This window comes from Allobranchiibius sp. CTAmp26 (assembly GCF_017565405.1).
Lineage (GTDB): Bacteria > Actinomycetota > Actinomycetes > Actinomycetales > Dermatophilaceae > Allobranchiibius.
On sequence record NZ_JAGEKR010000010.1, the window covers coordinates 304956 to 329632 of the forward strand.

At 69.7% G+C, this 24677-nt stretch carries 22 protein-coding genes, 1 tRNA gene and 1 pseudogene; 14 read left to right on the forward strand and 10 right to left on the reverse strand.

The genetic code is table 11. The features are described from left to right. The first annotated feature begins 419 nt into the window (after positions 1–419). Both J4030_RS07985 and J4030_RS07990 read left to right on the forward strand, forming a co-directional pair. Positions 420–1199 (forward strand): sigma-70 family RNA polymerase sigma factor, encoded by a 780-nt coding sequence (locus J4030_RS07985; RefSeq protein WP_208048678.1) that lies wholly within the window; start codon positions 420–422, stop codon positions 1197–1199. A 596-nt stretch (positions 1200–1795) separates the two neighbouring features. Then, entirely contained in the window at positions 1796–2332 is a 537-nt protein-coding gene (locus tag J4030_RS07990) for a hypothetical protein (protein ID WP_208048679.1), read from the forward strand. 92 nt (positions 2333–2424) lie between these two features. Here J4030_RS07990 and J4030_RS07995 read toward each other — a convergent pair whose 3' ends face one another. From J4030_RS07995 to J4030_RS08005, 3 genes are all read right to left on the reverse strand, one after another. After that, positions 2425–3150 (reverse strand): GAF and ANTAR domain-containing protein, encoded by a 726-nt coding sequence (locus tag J4030_RS07995; RefSeq protein WP_243763000.1) that lies wholly within the window; start codon positions 3148–3150, stop codon positions 2425–2427. 84 nt (positions 3151–3234) lie between these two features. Then, complete coding sequence (locus J4030_RS08000; protein ID WP_208048681.1) at positions 3235–3951, reverse strand: GAF and ANTAR domain-containing protein; 717 nt, start codon at positions 3949–3951, stop codon at positions 3235–3237. Positions 3952–4584: 633 nt separating this feature from the next. Continuing rightward, positions 4585–5349 (reverse strand): SDR family oxidoreductase, encoded by a 765-nt coding sequence (locus J4030_RS08005; protein ID WP_307864610.1) that lies wholly within the window; start codon positions 5347–5349, stop codon positions 4585–4587. Between the two features lie 93 nt (positions 5350–5442). Between J4030_RS08005 and J4030_RS08010 the strand changes: the two genes are divergently transcribed. Beyond that, the gene (locus J4030_RS08010; RefSeq protein ID WP_208048682.1) at positions 5443–6294 is read left to right on the forward strand and encodes a helix-turn-helix transcriptional regulator; all 852 of its coding nucleotides are present in this window, start codon (positions 5443–5445) and stop codon (positions 6292–6294) included. Between the two features lie 134 nt (positions 6295–6428). Here J4030_RS08010 and J4030_RS08015 read toward each other — a convergent pair. Continuing rightward, a tRNA-Leu gene (locus J4030_RS08015) sits at positions 6429–6515 on the reverse strand. A 299-nt stretch (positions 6516–6814) separates the two neighbouring features. Between J4030_RS08015 and J4030_RS08020 the strand changes: the two genes are divergently transcribed. The 7 genes from J4030_RS08020 to pknB all read left to right on the forward strand — a co-directional run bounded on the left by J4030_RS08020 (position 6815) and on the right by pknB (position 15800). After that, the gene (locus J4030_RS08020; RefSeq protein ID WP_208048683.1) at positions 6815–7771 is read left to right on the forward strand and encodes a DUF3662 and FHA domain-containing protein; all 957 of its coding nucleotides are present in this window, start codon (positions 6815–6817) and stop codon (positions 7769–7771) included. Beyond that, positions 7768–8235 (forward strand): FHA domain-containing protein, encoded by a 468-nt coding sequence (locus tag J4030_RS08025; RefSeq protein ID WP_208048684.1) that lies wholly within the window; start codon positions 7768–7770, stop codon positions 8233–8235. The genes J4030_RS08020 and J4030_RS08025 overlap by 4 nt, the downstream gene beginning before the upstream one ends. Positions 8236–8239: 4 nt before the next feature. After that, positions 8240–9520: a PP2C family serine/threonine-protein phosphatase gene (locus J4030_RS08030; RefSeq protein WP_208048685.1), complete on the forward strand. Its 1281-nt coding sequence runs from the start codon at positions 8240–8242 to the stop codon at positions 9518–9520. Continuing rightward, complete coding sequence (locus J4030_RS08035) at positions 9517–10908, forward strand: FtsW/RodA/SpoVE family cell cycle protein (RefSeq protein WP_208048686.1); 1392 nt, start codon at positions 9517–9519, stop codon at positions 10906–10908. The genes J4030_RS08030 and J4030_RS08035 overlap by 4 nt, the downstream gene beginning before the upstream one ends. Further along, positions 10905–12356 (forward strand): penicillin-binding protein 2, encoded by a 1452-nt coding sequence (locus J4030_RS08040; protein ID WP_208048687.1) that lies wholly within the window; start codon positions 10905–10907, stop codon positions 12354–12356. The genes J4030_RS08035 and J4030_RS08040 overlap by 4 nt, the downstream gene beginning before the upstream one ends. Further along, positions 12353–13822 carry a serine/threonine-protein kinase gene (locus J4030_RS08045; RefSeq protein ID WP_208048688.1) on the forward strand — a complete coding sequence of 490 codons (1470 nt, stop codon included), beginning with the start codon at positions 12353–12355 and terminating at the stop codon, positions 13820–13822. The genes J4030_RS08040 and J4030_RS08045 overlap by 4 nt, the downstream gene beginning before the upstream one ends. 112 nt (positions 13823–13934) lie before the next feature. Further along, positions 13935–15800: a Stk1 family PASTA domain-containing Ser/Thr kinase gene (gene pknB / locus J4030_RS08050; RefSeq protein WP_208048689.1), complete on the forward strand. Its 1866-nt coding sequence runs from the start codon at positions 13935–13937 to the stop codon at positions 15798–15800. A gap of 10 nt (positions 15801–15810) precedes the next feature. On the opposite strand, the gene J4030_RS08055 is transcribed toward pknB, so the two are convergent. The 3 genes from J4030_RS08055 to J4030_RS08065 form a co-directional block, all read right to left on the reverse strand. Next, positions 15811–17577: a DUF429 domain-containing protein gene (locus J4030_RS08055; protein WP_208048690.1), complete on the reverse strand. Its 1767-nt coding sequence runs from the start codon at positions 17575–17577 to the stop codon at positions 15811–15813. 174 nt (positions 17578–17751) lie between these two features. After that, on the reverse strand, positions 17752–18402 hold the full coding sequence (locus J4030_RS08060) for an aminodeoxychorismate/anthranilate synthase component II (protein WP_208048691.1): 651 nt from the start codon (positions 18400–18402) through the stop codon (positions 17752–17754). Next, entirely contained in the window at positions 18399–19235 is an 837-nt protein-coding gene (locus J4030_RS08065) for a DUF881 domain-containing protein (RefSeq protein WP_208048692.1), read from the reverse strand. The genes J4030_RS08060 and J4030_RS08065 overlap by 4 nt, the downstream gene beginning before the upstream one ends. 90 nt (positions 19236–19325) lie before the next feature. Between J4030_RS08065 and J4030_RS18475 the strand changes: the two genes are divergently transcribed. Then, positions 19326–19793: a cell division protein CrgA gene (locus J4030_RS18475; protein WP_307864611.1), complete on the forward strand. Its 468-nt coding sequence runs from the start codon at positions 19326–19328 to the stop codon at positions 19791–19793. A gap of 215 nt (positions 19794–20008) precedes the next feature. Here J4030_RS18475 and J4030_RS08075 read toward each other — a convergent pair whose 3' ends face one another. Beyond that, positions 20009–20872 carry a rhomboid family intramembrane serine protease gene (locus J4030_RS08075; RefSeq protein WP_208048693.1) on the reverse strand — a complete coding sequence of 288 codons (864 nt, stop codon included), beginning with the start codon at positions 20870–20872 and terminating at the stop codon, positions 20009–20011. 139 nt (positions 20873–21011) lie between these two features. After that, positions 21012–21530 carry a peptidylprolyl isomerase gene (locus J4030_RS08080; protein ID WP_208048694.1) on the reverse strand — a complete coding sequence of 173 codons (519 nt, stop codon included), beginning with the start codon at positions 21528–21530 and terminating at the stop codon, positions 21012–21014. Positions 21531–21619: 89 nt separating this feature from the next. On the opposite strand from J4030_RS08080, the gene J4030_RS08085 reads away from it, so the two are divergent. The 3 genes from J4030_RS08085 to ilvA all read left to right on the forward strand — a co-directional run bounded on the left by J4030_RS08085 (position 21620) and on the right by ilvA (position 24533). Continuing rightward, on the forward strand, positions 21620–22648 hold the full coding sequence (locus J4030_RS08085) for a hypothetical protein (protein WP_208048695.1): 1029 nt from the start codon (positions 21620–21622) through the stop codon (positions 22646–22648). Positions 22649–22737: 89 nt separating this feature from the next. Beyond that, positions 22738–23211, forward strand: coding sequence for a GNAT family N-acetyltransferase (locus J4030_RS08090; RefSeq protein ID WP_208048696.1), 474 nt, complete (start codon positions 22738–22740; stop codon positions 23209–23211). 71 nt (positions 23212–23282) lie between these two features. Next, entirely contained in the window at positions 23283–24533 is a 1251-nt protein-coding gene (gene ilvA, locus J4030_RS08095) for a threonine ammonia-lyase IlvA (RefSeq protein ID WP_208048697.1), read from the forward strand. A 55-nt stretch (positions 24534–24588) separates the two neighbouring features. Here ilvA and J4030_RS17895 read toward each other — a convergent pair. Next, a pseudogene (locus J4030_RS17895) lies at positions 24589–24677 on the reverse strand (aldo/keto reductase); the annotation flags it as partial.

The window sequence follows — 24677 nt, forward strand, 5'->3', positions numbered from 1 at the left end:
ACCTGAACCTGCGGGGTGCGCAGGTTCAGGTTCCCGCTCGACCTCGGTTGTTCTGCATCCAGTACTGCAGGTAGGCCTCGACGGGGCCTTACCGGACCTATGCTGGTGTGGCCGTGTCGTCATCAGACACGCGCCTCTTCATTGCCCCGGACCCGGCAACGCTTCACATGACAGCAAGCGATGGGCCGGGCCTCTCAGGTAACAGATCGCGCGGATAGAACCCGCAGGTCGCCGGTCCGTCTCACTCGCAGATGACGTTGACATTCCTGAAGAAATGACGAGTCCTCATGGTTGTTTGCTCATGCGCTCAGAACGCTACGGCAAGTCGAGTAGACCTCCCGGACACGACGGATGTCGTGAGTGGGTCCACGGTGAGGCGCCCATCATCGGATAGGGCCCTGGATGATGGTGAGTCCTGGGTGTACGAGGGCACGAGCACCGAGGAACTCCTGGCCCAAGCACGCCGCACACCCGCGGAGTCGGTCGCCAAGGCCCTACGGGCCACAGCCATCGAAAGGAACGCAGGGCTGACTCGTTCGATCGCTCGGCGTTACGCCGGCCGGGGAGTCGAGACTGAGGATCTGGTGCAGGTGGCCGCGTTGGCTCTGGTGCTTGCGGCCGGCAGGTTCGATCCACAGCGTGGGAGCGCTTTTTCGGCGTACGCCCGGATCACGATTGCGGGAGAGCTCAAGCGTCACCTTCGTGATCATGCGTGGGCTGTGCGCCCACCGCGGGCGCTGCACGACGCCCACTTCGAGATGGCACAGGTAGCCCAGGACCTGACGCAGTCGTTGGGCGCCATGCCCACCCGCTGCGACATTGCCGTCGCGTTGAACACCACCGTCGACCAGGTGCGCAAAACACAAGAGGTTGCGTCGTCTTTCAATGCGGCGTCGTTGGATGCGTTGCTGGTTGAGCGCCCCGACAGGTCGCCGGGGGGTGAGTTGAATGTTGGCTCGGTGGGCAGCGTGGACGCGCTGGTGACCCGCATAGCCTTACAGGACGGTGTGCGGTCGCTGCGCCCACGGGATCAGCTCATCCTGCGGCTGCGGTTCGAAGAGGATCTGACTCAGAGACAGATCGGGCGACGGGTGGGCCTTAGCCAGATGCAGGTATCGCGCCGGCTCGCAGCGATCGTCCAACTCTTGCGGGCCAGCCTGACAGGTGACGACGGTCATCAGCTGTCGGCAGCTGGATAGCGAGCGGTTGACGCCCCTCGGGGGCTGGTAGAAGATTCTTCACACCGAGTTGTCGCACGTGCGCGAATTATCTTGCGCCGGTCGACGCACCGAACGGCCCCGGACCCTGGCTGCCTTGAACAGCTACGCCGAGGACGGCCGTCATGAGTCACGATCAGCTGAGCGCACCGCCCCCCACTACCGGCCGCGCGACGTCGCAGGCCATCGCCGATGACTGCATCGCGCGGCTGTCCCCCACCCACCAGGGCCGGGTTCGGGCTGCCTTGAGTGGAGCCGATCTACAGCACCTGGACGTCGCCGACGTGTCCGACTTATGCGATCGGGTGGCTGGTCTGATCACCTTCACCGAATACCAGGGCAGAGCCCGCGCACGCCGGCGCCGCACCTCAGCCCGCTGAGCCCCGCCGTTCACCGGGCGCGCAAGTCTGGCGACCTGACCCGGGCACGACTGATCAGGCGGCCGTTGTGCCTGGCGGTACAGCTGGCGTCGGGGCACACGAAATCCGCAACACCCTGAACGGTTCGGCCTCGTTGGTTCGCTACGGGGATCGCCCGTTCCTTTTTCTTCATTCGCTCACTACAGAAAGCTGGACCGCATGCCTGCATCCACCAACCTCATCTCCAGGGCCGCGCACGATCTGTCCCTCGCCACGTGGTTCGGCGGTTCCCTGATGGGCGCCGTCGGTCTGAACGGCGCGACCGCCAAAGCCAAGGACCCCTCCGAACGGCTGCGGCTGTCCACCCTGGGATGGGCGCGCTGGACCCCGGTGCAGATCGCCGCAGCCGCGATACACACCGTCGGCGGCATCGGCCTCATCGTGGGGAACCGCTCACGGGTGGCCAAGGACCCCGGGTCACAGGCCAACACGATCGCCAAGACCGTGATCACCCTGGCCGCGATGGGCGCGACCGGGTACTCCGGCTACCTCGGTACCAAGATCGGCAAGCACGCCGACCAAGGCGGCACGGGGGCGACCGAACCGTCCGCGTCCGCGTCCATAGAGCTGGCCTCGGCGCAGAAGCAGCTCGCGGTCGTTCAATGGGTCATCCCGGCGTTGACCGGTGTCCTCGTCGTCCTCGGTGCCCAGCAAGGTGAGCAGCAACGCGGCCTGCGCGGCCTGCTCGACACCTGAGCATCCGCCACCTGTACAACGGGCCGCGCTCGGCCGGGGCGCGGTCTGTTGACGTTCGTTGACCTAGACGGAGGTGGGGTTTGGGCGGGTGGTCATGGTGTGGGTTCTGATCCCGTCCTGGTCGCAGACGATGATGATGCGGCTCGTAATTGGGCCGGCTCCAAGGTGCCATCGATGACCTGGCGGGCTATCTGCGCCAGGGGCTGGCCGCCGCGGCGCGCGTAGCTGCGCATCGCGGTGAACGCATCGGAGACAGACACGCCGTGTTGTGCGGCGATCATGCCCTTGGCCTGCTCGATCACGATGCGAGTGTTGAGAGCTCCCTGCAGTTGTTCGCCCAACAGCTGGCGCTCTTGAACGGCGCGTTCTTGCAGAAGTCCGATGGTGGCGATGTCGGCCAACCCCTGAGCCAGGTCCAGGTCGCGGTCGGACAGGTGACCGGGTCGGGTCAAGAACAGGTTGAGCCCGCCAATGGTCTGATCGCGCAAGCGCATGGGGATGGCGTGCACGGAGCTGAAGGTGCCGGCCTGCACCTGGGCGGCGAACGCGGGCCAGCGTTGGCCGACCTCGGCTCGATCGATGTTGGTCACGGGCGGTCCGGTGCGGTACACGTCCACGCAGGGTCCCTCGTTGTGTTGTAGCTCGAAGAGCTCCAGGGTGCGCGTCTCCAGCGATGAGGAGGCCAGCAGCTGCAGGTTTCCGCGCTGATCGGCCAGCATCAACCCGGCCGCGTCGGCCTCGAGCAGGTCCACAGCAGTGCCGGTCAGGGTGTGCGCAAAGTCGATCAGGTCGAACTCAGACACCAGGGTGTCGGCCAACTCGACGAAGGCATCCAAGAGGTGCTGCTGGGTGATCATGCTGATCCAACTTTCGTGCGGGACGGGGCGAAGGGCAAAGACACATCAATCATCGTCTTCGTCGAGAGGGTGAAACCGGATGGTGGAAGCAAGGACATCGCAGGCCACGGCCGTGATGCTGCGATCGGTGCGGTAGGCCCGGGCGCGCAGCAACATCAAAGCTGCGGCCATGCTGACCTCGGCCTGCACGGCAATCATCCCGGTCGCCTGGTGCACCTGGGCTCGACCCAGCCCCGCTACCACCAGATCGGGGTGTAGCACGTCGCCGGCAGGCATCTGTGCCTGCAAGTCCAGCAAGATCTGAGTGGCGACGTCCGAGAACACCAGCGCCTGCGACACGCACTCGGGGGTCAATACCCCAGGGGCGTCACGGTAGAGCGACAGCACTCCCAACCGAATCGCGCCGATATGGAGCGGTAACGCGAACACCGCCTCGATACCCGCGGCCAGTGCTGCCGGGACGAACCCGGTCCACCGGTCGGATCCGGCCCGGCGCAGCTGTGGCTGTAAGACAGGCCGGCCCAGGGCTGAGGCGTCCACGCACGGACCTTCACCCAGGGTGAACTGCAGTTCCATCAGCGTGGTCGCCACCTCGTCGGTCGCGGCCACCACTTCCTCTGGCCCATGGGCACTCATGAGGGACATCCCCACCCCGGACACCGGCACCGACGCGGCGCACGCCACGCATAGTGCCTGCGGCAACGTGGCAGGTCCCCGGTCGGTGCTGGCAAGGTGACGCAAGATCTGCTGAACCGTGTCCATCGCCACCTCCCCACCCAGCTTGTTGTCTGACAACCGACTCCGGGTCTAGGGCCGTCGCGATGTAGAACGCAACGATAGACCCGACTTGATGCAGGAGTCTGTGGCCGCCATCAGCACGTTCTGACCTCGTACGTTGGGCCGTCTCCGGTGTCGTTCTGGGGTGCACCCAGGGACGATCACTGCACAAACGATGCAGCATGCTTGACTGAATGCGCAGCCTTGACAGTATATCTAGCGATGTCTAGCAAATAACCGATAAACATTGCGTTATGACAAGTCGATTCGGCTGGTTCGACTGCAGGCGCGTCCTGGTCCTAGGCAATGTCAATGACACCCTCTGGAAGATCTTCACCAGGCTTGAGATACGCAGCCGCTCCAAATGCATCTCGCAGAGGTTGCGTTGGCAAGGTTCGCGAACACAGCAGTAGGCCTGGCGGGTCCTGGCCGCGTTCGGCGCTCGTAACCCGAGCTTCCTGACCCTTACGGACGCGCGGGCCCACAGCTACTGGGTGACATATCACCGCCACAGCTACAGCAGAGTCGGCGACTACCCCGCCGCAGCGGCTGTCGCGCTGCTGCGCGACGGCGGATGCTGACCAAGCTTGGAGGGCGGTGACGCGGGCTCGGACTCGCTCACCGAGTCGCCGTGATGCCGCCGTCGACGGCCAGTTCGGCTCCATGCAGGTAGGCCGCGTCATCGGAGAGCACCCATGCCACGGCGGCAGCGATTTCCTCGGGCGTACCCGGACGACCGGCCGGGGTCCCGGAGGTCATCGCCGCGATAACGTCGTCGTCGGAGGCGTTGATCGGGGTCCGGGTGGCACCGGGTGACACGGTGTTGACGCGTACGCCGCGAGGCCCGAACTCCGCGGCCCAGCTGCGAGCCAACTGGATCTCGGCCGCCTTGGTCGCCGAGTAGAGGCCGACGAAGGCGTGCCCCACGTGCGCCATCCACGACCCGATGACGACGATGCCACCGGCACCGCGTTCGGCCATCTGCGGGGCGAGCGCGGCGGTCAGCACGTGGGGCGCACGGATGTTGACGGCGAGCGTGGCCTCCAGGTCGGCGTCGGTGAGCGACGACGTGTCGACGGGCGGGCAGAGCGCGGCGTTGTGCACCACGGCGTCGAGCTGCCCACCGGCGGCATCGATCACGGTCGAGGCGAAGGCGCGCAGGTCGTCCGGGGCAGCGGTGAGGTCCGAGGGGACGAACACTGCGACGCCGCCGGCCGTGGCGATGTCATCGACGACCGAGGCGCCGCGGGCCTCATCGCGACCGGTGACGACCAGGTGCCAGCCGGCAGCGGCCAGAGCGCGGGCGGTCGCCGCACCGATACCGCTGGTCGAGCCGGTGACGAGGACGGTACGTGCTGCAGTGGAAGAGGTCCTGGGTGCCACTCCATCGCGCTCGACCAATGGGCGCCAGGGCGAGCAGTGCCTGGGCACGACATGCCCACGCTGACGACGTGCCTGGGATCTACCGTGGTGTCCATGCCGATCGACCGGGCCCCGCTGGGCACGTTCTTGCGCTCCCGTCGTGACCGCATCACCCCGGCGCAGGCGGGCATCACGGCCTTTCCCGGACCGCGTCGGGTCCCGGGTCTTCGTAAAGAGGAACTCGCCGTACTCGCCGGGCTGAGCCCCGACCACTACAGCCGCCTCGAGCAGGGCCGACAGCAGACCGTCACCGACGACGTGGTCGAGGCGTTGTCGAGGGCCCTGCAACTGGACGACATCGAGGCGTTGCATCTGCGTCATCTAGCCGCGCCCACCGCGCCGCGGCGACGGATGCCCCCGGATCTCCCGGCGCGTGCCGATCCCGGGATGCTCCGGCTGATGGCCCAACTCGACCAGGTGCCGACGTTGTTGCTCGGACATCGCTCGGAGGTGCTCGCAGGGAACACGCTGCTGCGCGAAGTCCTCGGGTGGTCGGCGGACCCCGGAGCGTCGTTCGCTCGGTGGCTGCTCCTCGACCCGGCTGCTCGCGAGCGGATCACCAACTGGGCCGACTTCGCCGCGTCCACCGTCGGCGCGCTGCGCTTCGAGGTCGGACGCCACCCCACCGACCGGCGCCTTGCCGCTTTGGTTCGCGAACTGCGCGACGGCGACCCAGACGTTTCGCGGTGGTGGGACGACCAGCGGGTCACCTTCCGCACGTCGCTGACCAAGAAGGTCGCCCACCCCGTCGCCGGGCCACTTGTCTTCGGGATCGAATCGGTCGTCGGGCCCCACGACCCGGACCAGCGTCTCGTCGTCTACACCGTCGAGCCGGACTCACCCACCGCGAGGGTCCTTCCGCTGCTCGCCAACTGGGCGACCACGACATCCGACCGAGGCCTCTGACCCCGGCCTGAGGGGCGCTTCCTTCGATCCGGCAGACGAAGAACGGCGGCTGCGACCTGTCGTCGCAACCGCCGTTCTCACTGGTCGAACCTGAAGTTCGTCACCAGGTGGCTCGTGGTGCCGAGCCGTTCCTCTGGTGCGCGAGGGGGGAGTTGAACCCCCACGCCCTTTCGGGCACACGGACCTGAACCGTGCGCGTCTGCCTATTCCGCCACTCGCGCGAGTGCCGCCCTAGTCTGCCTGACGGCTCCGCGATCGCCAAACCGGGGTGCCCCGCGGACGTGTGGGGTCGTCGCGCGCCCTATGGAGCGCGCGACGACTCCACCCGATCGCGCGCGGCGGAGGCAACGCGAGCGGGCGCACAGCTGATCCGTAGGTGACCGAGCCTGCGGCTCGCGCGAGCACTGCGCAGTTACGATCGAGCACGCCCGCGGCGTACGCCGTGTGCTCCGGTCTGCCCCCGCGCGGCCGGTGCACGAGCGGCACCGGTGCACGACCCGCGGAAGAACAGGAGGCAGTGATGGGTTTGTTCTCCAACCTCGAGCGCCGCCTGTCCGAGGGCGTGAACGGCGCGTTCGCCAAGGCGTTCCGCTCGGAGGTGCAGCCGGTGGAGATCGCGAGCGCGATGCGCGGCGCGATGGACGACCGCGCGGCGGCCACCAAGAAGGGCCAGCGCGTCGTGGTGCCCAACCTGTTCACCGTCGACCTCAGCCCCGGCGACTTCGAGCGCCTCGACGCCGCACGCCACGACATCACCGACGAGCTCATCGCGAGCGCGACCGAGCACGCCGACAGCCAGCGCTACTCACCGGGCGGCCCGGTGACGGTGCAGTTCGCCGCCGACCCCGAGCTGGAGACGGGCGTCTTCCGCCTGCGGCCCTCCATCGCCCGGCAGGTGGAGGAATCCCCCCACTCCGGGCGGCCGCAGCCCCGGGAGTACGACGAGTTCGACCCGTCCTCCGCACGTCAGGACCGACCGGCGTACGACGACCGCCAGGCGCCGCAGCAGTATCAGACGCCGGCGCGCGAGTACCCGACGCCCGCCCATCAGTACCCCGCCGCACCCGCCCATCCGGCGCCCCGGCAGCAGGGCTGGCAGGACCCCGGGTACGACGAGTCCGCGCCGCAGCAGCCGCCCGCACCTCGCACGCCCAGCCCGGCCGCTCCGCGCCGCTTCAAGCAGCGCCCGTCGCTGATCATCGACGGCGACAGCTACCCGCTGCTCGGGGCCATCACCGTGATCGGCCGCGACGACGACGCCGACATCATGCTGGACGATCCGGGGATCTCCAGGCGGCACAGCGAGATCCGCATCACGAACGACGGGCCGCACCTCGTCATGACGGTCCGCGACCTGGGATCCACCAACGGCACCTTCGTCAACGGCGACCCGATCGACCGGGCCCACCTGCACGACGGCGACCGGATCACCGTGGGTCGCACGCACCTGATGTTCCGCGAGGGCGGTCGCCGGTGAGCGAACTGACGATCACGGTCATCCGGATCGGACTGCTGGTCGCCCTCTGGGCGTTCATCTTCAGCATCGTCGGGGTGATGCGCGGCGACCTCTACGGCATCCGCGGCGCCCGCGTCGACAACCGCCGTCAGCCGCTGCGCGACGAACGCCGCCCCGCCCGTACCCCCCGTGGCGGCCCCACCCACCTGGCAGTCATCGAAGGGCTGATGCGCGGGATCAGCGTGCCGCTGTCCGACGGCGGGGTCCTGATCGGCCGCAACCCCGAGTGCGTCCTGGTGCTGTCCGACGACTTCGCCTCCGGCCGGCACGCCCAGGTCTACCGCGACGGCGACGGCTGGTTCATCGACGACCTCGGCTCCACCAACGGCACCTTCATCGGCGACCAACCGATCGGTCAGCACGTGCCGCTGCGCGAGGGCACCCGGGTCCGGATCGGCCAGACCGTCCTCGAGGTCAGGAAGTAGCGGTATGCCGATCGCGCTGCGCTACGCCGCCCGCACCGACCTCGGCCTGGGGTCCAAGACCCGCAACGAGGACTCCGGGTACGCCGGTCCCGACCTGCTCGTGCTCGCCGACGGCATGGGCGGGCACGCCGCGGGCGACATGGCGAGCTCGACGGTCGTCGCCGAGCTGGTGCACCTGGACGGGGAGTCCTTCGGCGCCGACGAGGCGCTCGCGCAGCTGCGCGACGCCGTCGTACGCGCCAACGAGCGCCTGCGCGACGAGATGGACGATGAGCCGGATCTGGAAGGGATGGGCACCACGCTCATCGCGTTCCTGCGCAGCGGCAACAAGCTGGCCATGGCCAACATCGGCGACTCGCGCGCCTACCTCGTCCGCGGCGGGGTCTTCACCCAGATCACCAAGGACCACTCCCTGGTGCAGGCCCTGCTGGACGACGGCCGGATCACCGAGGCCGAGGCGGAGCACCACCCGCAGCGTTCCTTCGTCACACGAGTGCTGACCGGGCGGCCCGACGACGAACCCGACCTGTCGCTGCGCGAGGCGCAGATCGGGGACCGCTACCTGATGTGCTCGGACGGGCTGTCGGACTACGTGGCGAAGTCGACCATCGAGGAGATCGTCACCTCCGAGGGCATGCCCGGCGAGATCGCTGACCGGTTGATCGCCATCGCGCTGAAGGCGTCCGCGCGCGACAACGTCACCGTCGTGGTCGCCGACGTCGTCGAGCCCACCGCCGCGACGTCCGCGACCCCGCAGGTCGTCGGCGCGGCGGGGGCGCCGCCGGTCCGGCCCGACGACACCCCGCCCCCGATGCCGCGCACCCCGGCGGAGAAGGCCGCGGCGCTCAGCAGAGAGGCCAACGGCCCCGCACCCGGATCGGAGGTCGAGCACGACGAGGAGGAGGACGACACCCCCGTCCTCGCCGAGGAGGGACCCTCCCCGTTCCGCCGGCTGCGGTGGCTCGGTCTCGGACTGCTGGTGATCGCCGTGATCGGGGTCGCCGGCTGGATCGGCTACGCCTGGACCCAGTCCCAGTACTACGTCGGCGACGACCACGGCTCGGTCGCCATCTACCGGGGCCTGCACGACACCGTCGGCCCCTTCCATCTGCACTCGGTCCGCCAGCAGACCGATGTGAAGACCACCGACCTGCCGTCGTACTACCAGAGCCGGGTCCGCGCGACTATCAGCGCGGACGACCTCGCCGATGCGCGCAGGGTCGTGCAGACCCTCACCACCCAGGCCGCCGCCTGCCGCAGCCAAGCGAGCAGTTGCAGCACATGAGCAGTTCCTTCGGTCTGCGCACCATCACCCCGCACACGCCTCGCACCAGGCGGGGGGTGGAGTTGCTGCTGCTCGCCTTCGCCCTCGCCATCGTGCTGCTGGCGTACGCCGACGTCGGGCTGGCCGTCGACAACACGCTGCCGCCCGACCTGTTGACGCTGGGCATCGGCTTCGGGGTCGTCGCGCTGGCGCTGCACCTGCTGGTGCGGTGGCAGGCGGCGTACGCCGACCCGATCCTGCTGCCGGTCGCGACCCTTCTCAACGGGCTGGGACTGGTGATGATCCACCGCCTCGACCTCGAGCAGGGCCACCACCTCGGCCAGGGATCGGCCGTGCGGCAGCTGCTGTGGACGGGGGTCTCGGTGTTCGTCGCCGGCGTGCTGCTCGTCGTGGTGCGCGACCACCGACGGCTCGGCCAGTACACCTTCACCTTCGCGCTCGCCGGTCTGGTGCTCCTGCTGCTGCCGCTCACGCCGATCCTCGGCCGCAACATCAACGGCAGCCGCATCTGGATCGGCCTGGGGCCGTTGTCGTTCCAGCCGAGCGAGCTGTCGAAGATCTGCGTGATCATCTTCTTCTCCGGCTACCTGGTGCAGAAGCGCGACGCGCTGTCCCTGGTCGGTCGCCGGTTCCTGGGACTCCCGCTGCCCCGCGCCCGCGACCTCGGACCGATCATCATCGCGTGGCTCGCGAGCCTCGCCGTGCTGGTCTTCGAATCCGACCTCGGCACCTCGTTGCTGTTCTTCGGGCTCTTCGTGGCGCTGCTCTACGTCGCAACCGAACGCCGTTCCTGGATCGTCATCGGCCTGGGCCTCTTCCTCGCCGGCTGCTACGCGGCGTACCTGCTCTTCGCGCACTTCCAGGTGCGGGTGGACCTGTGGATCAACCCGTTCGACCCGCACCTGTCCGACCAGCTCGGGCTGGGACTGATGGGGATGGGCAGCGGCGGGATGCTCGGCACCGGCCTCGGGGAGGGCCACCCCGGTCTCACCTACTTCGCGAACTCCGACTTCATCATCCCCTCGTTCGGTGAGGAGCTGGGGTTGGTCGGACTGATCGCGATCATCGTGCTCTTCGCCATCGTGGTGGAACGCGGACTGCGGGCCGGCATCGCCGCCCGCGACGGCTTCGGCAAGCTGCTCGCGACCGGTCTCGGCTTCTCGATGGCGCTCCAGGTCTTCGTGGTGGTCGGCGGCGTCACCCGGGTCATCCCCCTCACCGGCCTGACCACCCCGTTCATGTCCGCCGGCGGCAGCTCTCTGATCGCCAACTGGATCATCATCGTGCTGCTCCTGCGAATCAGCGACCAGGCCCGTCGCCCCACCGTCGACGAGCTCGGCGCGACCGCCGTCGGATCGGCGGACACCCAGGCGGTGAGAACGCGATGAACGCACCCATCCGCCGTCTCGGGCTCGTGGTCGCCGCCATGTTCTGCGCACTGCTGATCGCCACCACGACGATCCAGTTCTTCCAGGCGAAGGCTCTCAACGACCGGCCCGGCAACCGGCGCACGCTGCTGTCGTCGTACGCGCGGCAGCGCGGGTCCATCCTCGTCGGCGGCAACGCGGTCGCGCTTTCCAAGCCCAGCGACGACGAGTACAAGTGGCTGCGCACCTACCCGCAGGGCACGACGTACGCCGCCGCGACCGGCTACTACTCCTTCCTCTACGGCTCCTCGGCCGTGGAGTCGAGGTACGGCAGCCTGCTGTCCGGCACCTCCGACCAGCTGTTCTACCGCCGGTTCACCGACATCGTGACCGGTCAGCAGCCGCAGGGCGCCAACGTCGACCTCACCATCGACGCCAAGGTGCAGAAGGCCGCGAAGTCCGCCCTCGGATCCAAGGTCGGCGCGGTGGTCGCGCTCGACCCGAAGACCGGCGCGATCCTCGCGATGGTGACCAGTCCGACGTACGACCCGAACCAGCTGTCCGGGCACGACCTGACGGCGGTCCAGAAGAACTGGGCAGCGCTCATCGGCAACACCTCGCAGCCGCTGCTCAACCGCGCGACCTCCGGGCTCTACCCGCCCGGCTCGACGTTCAAGCTGATCGTGAGTGCGGCGGCGCTGTCCTCGGGCAAGTACACCCCGCAGACCTCGGTGCCGGGACCGGCGTCGCTGCGCCTGCCGCAGACCACCACCAGTCTGCCCAACGACTTCTCGGGCACCTGCGGGCCGGGCGGTCGTACGACGCTCATCCACGCTCTGGCGATCAGCTGCAACACCGCGTTCGCCAGCGTCGGCCTCTCCCTCGGCCAGGACGCCGTCGCGGCACAGGCCCGGCGGTTCGGCTTCGGCCAGCAGTTGAACATCCCGATGACGGTCGCGGCGAGCCGCTTCCCGACCGGACTCGACCCGGCACAGCTGGCACAGTCCTCGATCGGGCAGTTCGACGTGCAGTCCACCCCGCTGCAGATGGCGATGGTCTCGGCCGGGATCGCCAACGGCGGCCGGGTGATGACGCCCTACCTGGTCAAGGACGTGCGGGACGACAACCTCGACGTCATCTCCTCCACCGACCCCAAGCTGCTCTCCACCGCCGTCAGCTCGCAGGTGGCGAGCGAGCTGAAGACCATGATGCTGTCGGTCGTCGACAGCGGCACCGGCACCAAGGCGCAGATCCCCGGCGTGCAGGTCGCCGGCAAGACCGGCACCGCGCAGCACGGCGAGGGGCAGCCGGCGCACGCGTGGTTCACCGCGTTCGCGCCCGCGAACGACCCGAAGATCGCCGTCGCCGTGCTCGTGGAGAACGGTGGCAAGTACGGTACGGAGGCCGGCGGGGGCTCGGTTGCGGCGCCGATCGCGCAGAAGGTCATCGAGGCGGGGATCGGGCGATGAGCGCAGGTGTGGGAGACACCCTGGGTGGGCGCTACACCCTCACCGATCGGATCGCGGCCGGCGGCATGGGCGAGGTCTGGGCGGCGACCGACGCGATCCTCGGGCGCACCGTCGCGGTCAAGGTGCTGAAGGGCGGGCTGACCGACGAGGTCGGATTCGACCAGCGCTTCCGCACCGAGGCACGCCTGGCCGCGGCGCTCAGCCACGCCAACATCGCGGCCGTCTACGACTACGGCGAGGACGAGGGATCGGCCTATCTCGTCATGGAGTACGTCCCCGGCCTCCCGCTGTCCCGGATCATCGCGGACCGATCGCCGATGCCCGCGGTCGACACCGTGGGACTGGTCGCCCAGACCGCGACCGCGCTGCAGTCGGCGCACCTCAACGGCCTGGTGCACCGCGACGTGAAACCCGCCAACGTGCTCGTCACCGCCGACGGGATCGTGAAGCTGACCGACTTCGGCATCGCCCGCGCGGTCGGCTCCGCGGCCATGACCAAGGCCGGCGAGGTGATGGGGACCGCGCAGTACCTTGCCCCCGAGGCCGCGCTGGGGCAGGAGACCACCCCCCTCAGCGACGTCTACGCGCTCGCCGTTGTCGCATACGAGATGCTCTGTGGCGCAAGGCCGTTCAACTCCGACAGCCCTGTCGCACTGGCGATGGCCCACGTCAACGAGCAGCCGCCGCCGATGCCGGACTTCGTGCCGCCGCCGGTGCGCGCCGTCGTCCTGGCCGCGCTGGAGAAGGACCCGCAGTTCCGCCCGGACTCCGCGGCGGAGTTCGCCCGGGCACTGCAGCAGTCGATCGTCGACAGCGCGCGGATGGGGTTCGACCCGTACAGCGAGCCGCCGCGGCGTGGCGAGTGGAGCCCCTCCCGTCCTTCCCAGCAAGCCGAAGGGCGTCGTCGACGTCGCGACCGCAAGGACCCCGGCCCGCACTCCGGGCCGCAGGGCGCTGCGGCGTTCGGACCCGATGAGTACCCCGGTCAGGAGTTCGGCGACGCCGGCCGCGATCCCGACCGCCGCCGCGGTGAGCGCGGAGCACGCTCGGCGTCCTCCGGCCCCCAGCTCATCGACGACTCCTTCGCCGGCACGTCCGGACCCCAGGTCACACACGGGGATCGCCCGCGCGGTCACCAGCTGCCGGGCCGACGTATGACCGAGCACCTCTCCTCCGGCCCGGGGGCGACGCATGTGCTTGCCCCGGGGGCCGACCAGCAGCGGCTCGGCGAGCCTGATCACGGACGGTCGTCCGGCAGCCGTCCCTCGACGCAGCCGGCGGACCGTTCGCAGACCCGCCGGTACGTCGTGCTGGCCGCGCTCGCGCTGGTCGTCGTGATCGTCGCCGTCGTGCTCGTGGTCCTCCTGCGGAGCCGCTCGTCGGGCACCCCCCAGGAGCGCTTCACCAAGCCCGTGCAGATCGCGACGCTGCGCCATCCCGGTGGCCCGACGACGGAGCTGCCATGACGCCCCACCTACCCGTCCCCTTCACCCTCAACCCCTCGGTCCCGGGGAGTCTGGACGCCGTCGTGGTCCGCTCGCTCACCCCATCCGCAGCATCGCTCGCACAGGAGGCACGGTGACCGACACCCCACGCATCCTCGGCGGTCGTTACGAGGTCGGCGAGCTCATCGGCCGCGGCGGGATGGCCGAGGTCCACCTCGGACACGACACCCGCCTCGGGCGCACCGTGGCGATCAAGATGCTGCGCTCCGACCTGGCCCGGGACCCCTCGTTCCTCACCCGCTTCCGCCGGGAGGCCCAGTCGGCCGCCGGACTCAACCACCACGCCGTGGTGGCCGTCTACGACTCCGGCGAGGACATCGCCGTCGAGACCGGAGGCGCCCGCGTCGACGTCCCCTACATCGTGATGGAGTACGTCGAGGGCGAGACCCTGCGCGACATCCTGGACGACGAGGGCAAGCTCGCGCCCGACGAGGCCGCGCGCATCACGATGGGCATCCTGTCGGCGCTGGACTACTCGCACGAGAAGGGCATCGTGCACCGGGACATCAAACCGGCGAACGTGATGCTCACCCGCGGCGGCAGCGTGAAGGTGATGGACTTCGGCATCGCCCGCGCGCTCGCCGACACCGCTGCCACGATGACGTCGGCGCAGGCCGTGGTCGGCACGGCCCGCTACCTGTCGCCCGAGCAGGCGCAGGGCGAGACCGTCGACGCCCGCTCGGATCTCTACTCCGCCGGATGCGTGCTCTTCGAGTTGCTCACCGGCAGAACCCCGTTCGTCGGTGAGCCGGTCAGCCTCGTCTACCAGCACATCACCGACCAGCCGCAGCCTCCGTCGGTGTACGAGCCCCCGGTGCCGCCCGCGTTGGACGCGGTCACCCTGCACTCGCTGGAGAAGCCGCGCGGATCGCGCTACCAGCACGCCAGCGACTTCCGCGCCGACCTGCAGCGAGCGCGTACCGGCGAGCCGCTGAGCGCGGCTGCCGCGGCCATGGAAGGCGTCGGGCAGCCGATGGACCGGGAGCCGCACGCCGTTCCCGCGCCCGCCACCCGGCACGACCCGACGGCGGAGTACGACGAGGCACAGGCCCCGCCGCGCCGCACCCTCATCTGGGTCGCCGCGGCCGTGGCCCTGCTCGCGGCGATCCTCGGCATCGGCTACCTGGTGATGAACTCCGGCGACGGCACCAAGCTGAGCAGCGTGCCCAGCGTCGTCGGCATGACCCAGAACCAGGCCATCGCCACCCTCCGGGCGAGCAGTTTCGATGCCCAGGTGCGCAAGGTCACCAACGACCAGCCCGTGGGTCAGGTGGTGCGCCAGAACCCGAGCTCCGGCGACGCCCGTTCCGGCAGCATCGTGGTCATCGACGTCTCGAACGGCCCGAACGCACTACCGATCCCCGACCTCACCGGTCAGACCGTCGACCAGGCGAAACAGGCGCTCAAGGACGCCGGGTTCACGAAGGTGTCCGTGTCCAACCAGCAGGTCAACGACACCCAGTACGACCAGGGTGTGGTGGTCAGTACGTCGCCTGGGAGCGGTAATTCGGTCAACCCGAGCGCGACGGTCTTCCTCAACGTGAGCAGCGGGCTGGTGACGGTGCCGACGGACCTCAAGGGCAAGAGCAGCTCCGTGGCACAGACCGAGCTGCGCGGGCACTACCTCGGCGCCACCATCCAGACCCTCGAGACCAGCGATCCCAGCCAGGTCGACCAGGTCATCCGGGTGAGCAATGCCGGCCAGAAGGTGACCGTGAACTCGATCATCACGCTCTACGTGGGGATCCTGCGGCCGCAGGCGTCCACGTTCACCTCCACCGTGACGCCGCCGCCGACCACGACGGCCTCGACGTCCACCTCGACCCCGCCCTCGACGTCCACCTCGACATCGACGACGAGCTCAACGTCGTCGACGTCGACGAGCCCGACGAAGTCCGGAGGGCCCCCGACGCCGGGGGTCTCGACGCCGACGCCGTAACCGGCGGGTGTCAGGGGCGCACGGAGTCAGGCGCCATCTTCGCCAGGCGGGCCCGCAGCCGGTCGATCCGGTGGGCGTTGCCGTGCAGCCCGATGTAGCGGTCGCCGTGCGTCACGAGCAGGGCGTCGTCGAGCCGGCGTACGGCGCCTGCCCGGTTGCGGTAGCCCATCCGGGCGCCGATCGCGCCGGCGTCGACGGCACGGATGGTCTCGGCCAGTTCGGCCAGCGAGGTGATGCCGAGCTCCAGGACCAGCCCGGCGATCCATGCGTAGTGGTCGGGGCGCGACCAACTGGCGTCGGCGTACTCGCCCGCGAGGAACGCCGCCAATTCCCGGGGACTGATGCGGGGGTCGTCGTCGGCCACGGTTACCGCGGGCTCACGGACGCCGTCGTGCAGCCGTTCGCGGATCGTGGAGAACTGCTGGTCGGCGAGTTCCAACAGACCGGCGGCCAGTGTGAAACGGCGGTCGAAGTCGGCGCGGTGCTCGTCGGGGATCGTTCCCTTGTAACGGATGTCGTGTTCGAACTCGGCCCAGGCGTGCTGCAGCACCGTGCGGATCTGCACCTGGATCTGGCGGTCGCCGATCAGCGGGTGCACCCCCTGCTCGGACGGGGCGAGCCGGATCTGCAGGTGTCGGCTCGCATAACCGAAGCCGCCCTCCCGCGCGGTCGCCTGCCCCATGTCACGGTCCTCGATGACCACCGCCTCGGCGGCCAGCAGCTCCGCGACCGACGCGACGTCGCTGTGCACGTAGGTGATGACGCGCAACCCGATCACGTCGCCGATCTGGGTCAGCGGATCGGTGAAGAGGGCGACACCGTCCGCGGTGCGTCCGGCCTTCTCCGCGAACGACGCGACGCTCTTCGCGCGGCCGGTGACGCTCAAATAGTTCAGCCCGGCGTCGTCGAGGATGCCGACGACGATCTCGATCGCCTCGTCCGCGGCGGCCTGCACGGCCGGGAACCCCACCGCGTACTCCTGGGTCGCGCGGCGCACGACGTCCACCCGCTGCTCGACGCGTGGCGCCCGCGGTGACGGCACCAGGCCGTCCGGCAGCGTGGGGGTGACGATGTACCCGTCGGCGAAGGTGCCGTACGTCGTCATCGCCTCGGGCCGACGTTCGCGGAAGAGCACGACGTACGCGCAGACCACGGCGTCCACCTGGTCCTCGGCGACCCGCAGCTGCGCCTTGCTCGTGGCCGCCTCCACAGCGGTGACCAGCGCGCGCCAGCCCTCGTGGGGCACCAGGTGCAGGGCCGGGGTGGCCGCGGAGAGGGACTCCAGCAGTCGCATCAGGGTCAGCAGTTCGTCCCGCAACCGGCCGACCGAGCGGCCCTGCTTGTTCTTGTACTTCAGCGTGCGGCCGAGCTCGAAGAGCGCGATCGTCGCAGGGTGCGGGTAGACCTCGACGGCCCGCCGCGGGGCCCGCGACGCCGGATCCATGTCGAGGCCGAGCTGCGCGCAGACACGGGCACCGCGCAGGCCGTCGCGGAACGCCCGGATGGAAAGATTCGACGGGTGCGCTCCCGCGTCGAACCGCGCGAAGTCCTTGTTCAACGCGCGTTCGGCCGCCCGGTTGCCCGTCTCATTGGTGACCACGAGCGGCGCGTCCACCCCGACGATCAAGCCCCCATCGAGGTACGGGGCGAGGGCCGTCTCGATATCGGCGTCCGTGCGGGCCACCGACAGGTGGCACAGGGACCCGCCGTCGTCGAGGACGGCGACGCCCGTCGGACTCTTGTTGCCCCAGGCGAGGTCGAGACCGGCGAAGTGCATCCGGTCAGCATGCCCGATGCTCGGGCGACGTCACGCCAACGGCGGCTATATGCGGCGCGATTCGCGCGGCGCTGCATGGGACCGCGCGGTGCCCTCGCACACGGCACCCCGATCGCTCGACACCACAGGGGACCACGCGGTGCCGTTGTCGGGCGACGCTCGACGTGGCCCCGGTCAGCCGGCGTCGAGGACGGCTGCGTCGAGGCCGTGCACGAGCGGGGCCAGACCCTCGCTGCGGGCGACCGCCTCCGGCATACCGGCGATCTGCAGCCAGTTGGCGAGCATCCGGTGGCCGCCCTGGGTGAGGACCGACTCGGGATGGAACTGGATGCCGTGCAGCGGGAGCGAACGGTGTCGCACGGCCATCACGATGCCGGAGTCCGTGCGGCCGTTGACGACGAGTTCGTCCGGGATCGTGGACGGTTCGATGGTCAGGGAGTGGTAGCGCGTCGCTCGCAACGGGGACGGCAGCCCTTCCATCACGCCGGTCGCGTCGTGGCGCACCTGCGAGGTCTTGCCGTGCAGCAGTTCGGGCGCGCGATCGACCGTCGCGCCGTACACCGCGCCCAGTGCCTGATGCCCCAGGCACACCCCGAGCATCGGCTGCGCCCGGTCGGCGCACGCCTCGATCATCGCCATCGAGACGCCGGCGCCGTCCGGGGTGCCGGGCCCGGGCGAGATCAGCACCCCGTCGTAGTCGCCGCCCTCGGTCGCCGCGACCTGGTCGTTGCGTACGACGGTGCATTCCGCGCCGAGCTGCTCCAGGTAGCCCACGATCGTGAAGACGAAGCTGTCATAGTTGTCGATCACCAGGATCCGGGTCACTTGGTGCCCTCCGTGCTCGATGGGCTCGATGGGCTGGCTGAGCTGGACGGGCTCGTCGCGTACCGCAGCTGCGCGCTGCCGCCGTACGCCGCGAAGTGCGCGTCGCCGTTGTCGCGCACCGAGTACCCGAGGCCGACCAGGGGCACGTAGTCGCGGTAGCCCGAGACGGCGGGGTCGTTGGCCAGTGCGCTGTGCAGCTTCTTCTGGTCGCCCATCGCGCTGATCACGAACGGCGGCGAATAGACCCGGCCCTGCAGGAGCAGCGTGTTGCCGACGCAGCGCACAGCCGAGGTCGAGATGATCCGCTGGTCCATGATCGTCATGGCGGTGGCGCCGCCCTTCCACAGGGCGTTGACGACGCCCTGCACGTCCTGCTGGTGCACGAGCAGCCAGTTGGGGTCGGTGTCGGCGGGCAGGGTCGACAGGTCGCGGTGGGAATCGTCGAGGGTGACGGTCACCGTGGAGCCGGTGACCGGCGTCATCCCGGCGGCCACCGCGCTGACGGACTCCTGCTTCTGCAGCGCCGCGAGTCGGGAGGACCCCGGTGCGCGCTGTGCGGACAGCTTGTCGACCTCGGTCTGCAGGCGGCGTACGGCAGCCGCCTTCGTCTTCACCCGCTGGTCGCCGCTGCGCACCACCTGCACCAAGTCACGGGTCGCGGGCCGCAGGTCCGTCCCGTTGGAGGTGACCGCGCTGATACCGAAGAGGCCGCCCGCGACGAGCGCCACCGCGGGGACGACGTACCTCCACCGCGAGCGCCCGGCAGCCGGGCGCCGGTCGCCGTTCGACCGGCGCAGACCCCGCAGGGCATGCAGCGCCTGCGACCGGGGCATGTGCGGGACTCCGTAGCGTGGTGAGGATGAACGGGTGATGCGGTGATCTACCCTCTAGCGTAGCCGCGCCCAATCCGAGGAGATCCCCCCGTGAGCAAGCCCCGCAAGGACCGTTCGACCCCGTCCGGCAGCACGTCGGCCGATGCAGGGGCGGCCAGTGACGGTGCCGCCGGCACCTGCGACGCCGACGAGACCACCGCGTCCTCGAAGACGACGGCGGCGTCCGCGGTGAAGGCCCCCCGTGACGAGGCGCCCGCGACGTCGGCCAAGAAGACCGCAGCGCCCTCGGGGAAGGGCGCGAAGAAGAAGTCGAGCTCGCCGGCTGACGAGCTGGCCCGGCGTACGACGGCCCAGAAGGTGCGGGTCACCGGCGGCGACAACCCCACGTGGTGGGTCCCGCTGATGGTCGGTTTCATGGTCTTGGGGCTGCTCTGGCTGGTCGTCACCTACCTGTCGCAGGGTGACTACCCCGCGCCCAAGCTCGGCGTGGTCTGGAACCTCGGCATCGGGTTCGTCCTGGTGATGGTCGGCTTCCTGATGACGACACGCTGGAAGTAGCCACCGCCCATGGTGGCGCAGTAGAGCCCGAGAGGCACAGGTCCGCCTGTGCCTCTCGGGCTTTCCTGTGCCACCGTGCGTTCATCCACAGGGTTATCCACAGGTGGGGATAACTACACCGGTGTAAGTCGCCCTTCACGCGGCGGTGTTCAGCAGCGATTGACCGCGTTCAGACGTCGTCAACACCACCCGTGCGCACGAGGTGCGGTGTCGCTCTACAGACCGACGATCGCCGGCACCGCCACGCTCTCGAAGCGTACGGTCGCCAGCACCACCAGCAGTACGACGATCGCGGCGTACACCGGCCACTGCCAGCGCCGTCGTTCGGCGCCGAGGTAGGTGGCGACCGCCCCGCATCCCAGCCCCACGATCGCGCCGCCGAGGTGCGCCTGCCACGCGATGCCGGAGACGACGAAACCGACCAGCACGTTGATCACCAGCAGACCGACCAGACCCCCGATGGGCACGCCGAGGCGCCGGTTGCACACGACCGCCGCGCCGAACAGGCCCATGATCGCCCCGGACGCGCCGAGCGTCGGGGTGTACCAGCCTCCCGCGCTCGTCGCGCTGGGGGCGGCGGCGAGCAGCTCGACACCCACCGAGCCCGCGAGCCCGCAGATCAGGTAGATGGCGAGGAACCGGGCCCGGCCCAACGCGGGCTCCAGGAACTGGCCCGCGATCCACAGCGCGAACATGTTGAAGAGCAGGTGGGTGACCCCGTTGGGCTGGTGCAGGAACGTCGCGGTGAGCAATCGGTACGGCTGGTCGCCGGTCTGCACCGGTGCATAGAAGAACTCGGCGGTCAGCGGCGAATACACCTGCTGCACCAGCCAGATCGCCGTACAGACGACGATCAGGGAGATCGTGACCACCGGCCGACCGAGCGCGACCCGGCCACCGAAGACGGTCGTCGCGGAGCGGAAGGTCTTGGCCGATGCGCGGACGCAGTCCACACAGTGGATGCCGACGGGCGCGGGACGTTGACAGTCCGGGCACGTCGGGCGATCGCACACCTGGCACCGCACGTACGCCACCCGGTCGGGGTGCCGCGGGCACACCGGCTGGTCGGGTGCGGTCATCGCCGGCCCCGCTGGGCGCGCCGACAAAGGGCCCGCGTGGACCGCGAACCCGGCAGTGGTGGTGTCACAGGTGGCCTCATTGCCCCGTCAACGTACGACGGGGTCCGGCAAGTGCCGGACCCCGCAGTCGTTTGAGGATTCAGTCCGTGATCTCGACGCTCTCGATGACGACGTCGTCGACCGGCTTGTCCTGACCACCGGTGCGGACGGCGCCGATCTTGTCGACCACGTCGCGGCTGGCCTGGTCGGCGACCTCACCGAAGATCGTGTGCTTGCCCTGCAGCCAGGTGGTGGGCGCCACGGTGATGAAGAACTGCGAGCCGTTGGTGCCCTTGCCGCCGCGCTTGCCGGCGTTCGCCATGGCGAGCATGTACGGCGCGCGGAAGTCCTTGTCGGGCGAGATCTCGTCGTCGAAGTTGTAGCCGGGGCCGCCGATCCCGACGCCCTGCGGGCAACCGCCCTGCAGCATGAAGCCGGGGATCACGCGGTGGAAGATCAGTCCGTCGTAGAACGGCGTGGGGTTCGTGCGCCCGGCGTCGTCCTTGTATTCCTTGGTGCCGCGGGCGAGACCGGTGAAGTTCTCGACCGTCTTCGGGGCGGCGTCCGGGAAGAGCACCAGGTTGATGTCGCCGTGGTTGGTGTGCAGCGTCGCGTTCATGTCAAGAAGTTTCGCATGAGACGCCAGGTTGGCCGAGCCCGGTGCGACAGGGCAGGATAGGCCGGAACTGACAACCTTGGAGGACGCTCTTGCTCACCACGAAATCACGTTCCGATGTCGCGAAGGACAAGGCCGGCCAGCTGGTGTCCGCGGCGTCCGACACGCTTGCAACCGTGAAGGAGAAGGCGGGCCCCGCGGTCGAAGGCGCCCTCGAGAAGGCGGCTCCCGTCGTCGAAGCGGGTCTTGAGAAGGCCTCCCACGCCGCCGACGTGGCCCGCGAGAAGCTGGCCGAGGTGAACGACGCGGCCAAGGACGGCGCTGCTTCCGCCGCCGCGGCAGCGAGCGCGGCAGGCGCCAAGGCGCAGGACGCGGCCGGTGACGCGAAGGGCAAGGCCGACGAGACCGCCACCAAGGCGAAGAAGGCGCGCAAGTCCGCCGGTCGTAAGGGGAAAAAGTCGCAGAAGAGGGCTGCTAAGCGGTCCTCGCAGCTGCAGAAGAAGGCCGCCAAGAAGACCGCTCGCGCTCAGAAGAAGGCCGCCAACCTGACCGACTCGGTCAAGAGCAAGGCGTCCGACGTGAGCGACAGCATCGCCTCCGCCCCGCAGACCAAGAAGCTGCGCAAGGCCGTCGCGCCGCAGCTGGACAAGGTCAACAAGGCCACCGCCCCGCAGCAGGAGAAGCTGGTCGAGGCCGCGACGGCGGTCAAGGACCAGACCTCCGACGCCGCGTCGGAGTGGGCCGGCAAGCTGCACGAGGCGCTGCTCGCAGCGACCGGGGCCGCCACCGCGGCCGGCGCGAGCGCGTACACCTCCCTGCCGGGAGGCGCGCAGCACCAGATCGAGCGGGTTGCCCCGCAGGCCGCCAAGCTGCGCAAGAAGAAGGGCACGGTGCTGATCACGGTCGGCGTCGTGGCCGTCGTCGCCGCCGGCGCCCTGATCTTCGCCGGCCGCCGGGCGAAGGCCCGGGCCGCTCAGCAGGAGCCGACCACCGCCGCGCCGCTCACCACGCAGCGCGCCGACGAGATCGCCTCGCCCACCGACGACCTCGTCGGTTCGGTGGAGAGCAACGCCGACGGCGCGCTCGCCGGCGAGACCCGCGGTCGGCACAGCGCCAGCTGACCGAGCACGTCGTACGTCGTCGAAGCGGCGGTCCCGGATCATCCGGGGCCGCCGCTTCGTCGTCCGCCGATCCGTCAGGAAGGACCACCATGGACACCGTCACCATCGACGGCCGCACGTACCGCTTCGACCGCGCCGCTCGCGAGGACGTGCCGACACTGGTCGCCCTCCTGCGTGACGACGTCCTGGGTGCAGGCTGCGAGAAGTCGCAGGTCGCGCCGTACGACGCGGCGTTCGCGCTGGTTGACGCCGACCCGGCCCACCATCTGCTCGCCATGCGTCGCGAGGACGGACAGGTCGTCGGCACGCTCCAGGCGACGGTGCTCCCTGGGCTGTCCCGTGGGGGCGCCACCCGGCTGCTGATCGAGGCGGTGCGGGTCGACCGCTCGGAGCGCGGGAGTGGGCTCGGCAGTGCGATGTTCGAGTGGGCCCACGCGTGGGGACGGGCGCGCGGCGCGACCCTGGCCCAGCTGACGACCGACACGTCCCGCACCGATGCGCAGCGGTTCTACGAGCGGCTCGGGTACGAGGCAACGCACACCGGGATGAAGCGCCCGATCTGACGGACAGGGTGGGTTGTCCAGCGTGAGGACGGTCGCGGCGTACGTGACCGGCAGATGGATACCGTGAGCGGGTGACGACGCAGACTCCGACGGTCGCCGACGTACGCGCCGCGGCCGACCGCCTCTCCAGCGTCGCCTCGCCCACCCCGTTGCACGCGAGCGCGCGGCTGTCCGCACTGACCGGCGCGCAGGTGCACCTCAAGCGCGAGGACCTGCAGCCGGTGCGGTCCTACAAGATCCGTGGCGCGTACAACCTCATCTCGCAGCTCGACGAGGACCAACGGACGCGCGGTGTGGTGTGCGCGAGCGCGGGCAACCACGCGCAGGGGGTCGCGCTGGCCTGCGCGCAGCTCGGTGTCGACGCGCGCATCCACCTGCCGCGCACGACTCCCCGGCAGAAGCGCGACCGGGTGATGGCGCTGGGCCTCGGCCGCGTCGAGGTGGTCGTCAACGGTGAGACGTACGACGACGCGGCGGCCGCGGTGTACGCCGAGGCGGAGCGCACGGGAGCCACGATCGTCCCGGCGTTCGACGACCCGCGCACCATCGCCGGGCAGGGCACCGTGGCGCTGGAGATCGTCGAGCAGTTGGGTGCGGCACCGGACATGCTCGTCGTCCCGGTCGGCGGTGGCGGCCTGCTGGCCGGCGCGATCGCCGCGCTGCAGGCGGAGCACCCGCGCACCCGCATCATCGGGGTCGAACCCGCCGGCGCCGCCAGCATGACGGCGGCCCTGGACGCCGGGGCACCGGTCACGCTGGACACGATCGACGGCTTCGCCGACGGCACCGCCGTACGCCGGGTGGGCGGCCACACCTTCCCCATCGTGCGGGACTCCGGGTGCGAGATGCGCACCCTCGCCGAGGGCGCGATCTGCATCGAGATGCTCGCGCTCTATCAGAGCGAGGGGATCATCGCCGAGCCGTCGGGCGCCCTCGCCTCGGCCGCGCTGCTCGAACTCGACCTGGACCCCGACTCCACGGTCGTCGCGGTGCTGTCCGGCGGCAACAACGACGTCAGCCGGTACGGCGAGGTCGTCGAGCGCGCGCTCGTGCACGAAGGACGCAAGCACTACTTCCTCGTCGAATTCCCCCAGGAGCCCGGAGCCTTGCGGCGCTTCCTGGATGATGTCCTCGGCCCGGAGGACGACATCGCGCTCTTCGAGTACATCAAGCGCAACAGCCGCGAGTACGGTCCGGCCCTCGTCGGGGTCGAACTCGGGTACGCCGCCGACCTGCAGCCGCTGCTGGACCGGATGAGGGCCTCACCGCTGGTCATCGAGCGGGTCCCGCCGGACAGCCCGATGTTCCGCTTCCTGCTCTAGGGCCGCTGGGCTCGACGTTGTGGGAAGGCGCGCGCTCTATAGAGCGCGCGCCTTCCTACATCTCCTCGTGCGTCTCCGGGTCGCCGCCGAAGAGACGCCCGTCCGGCCGGCCGAGGGCGGTGATCGCGGCCATCTCGGCGTCGC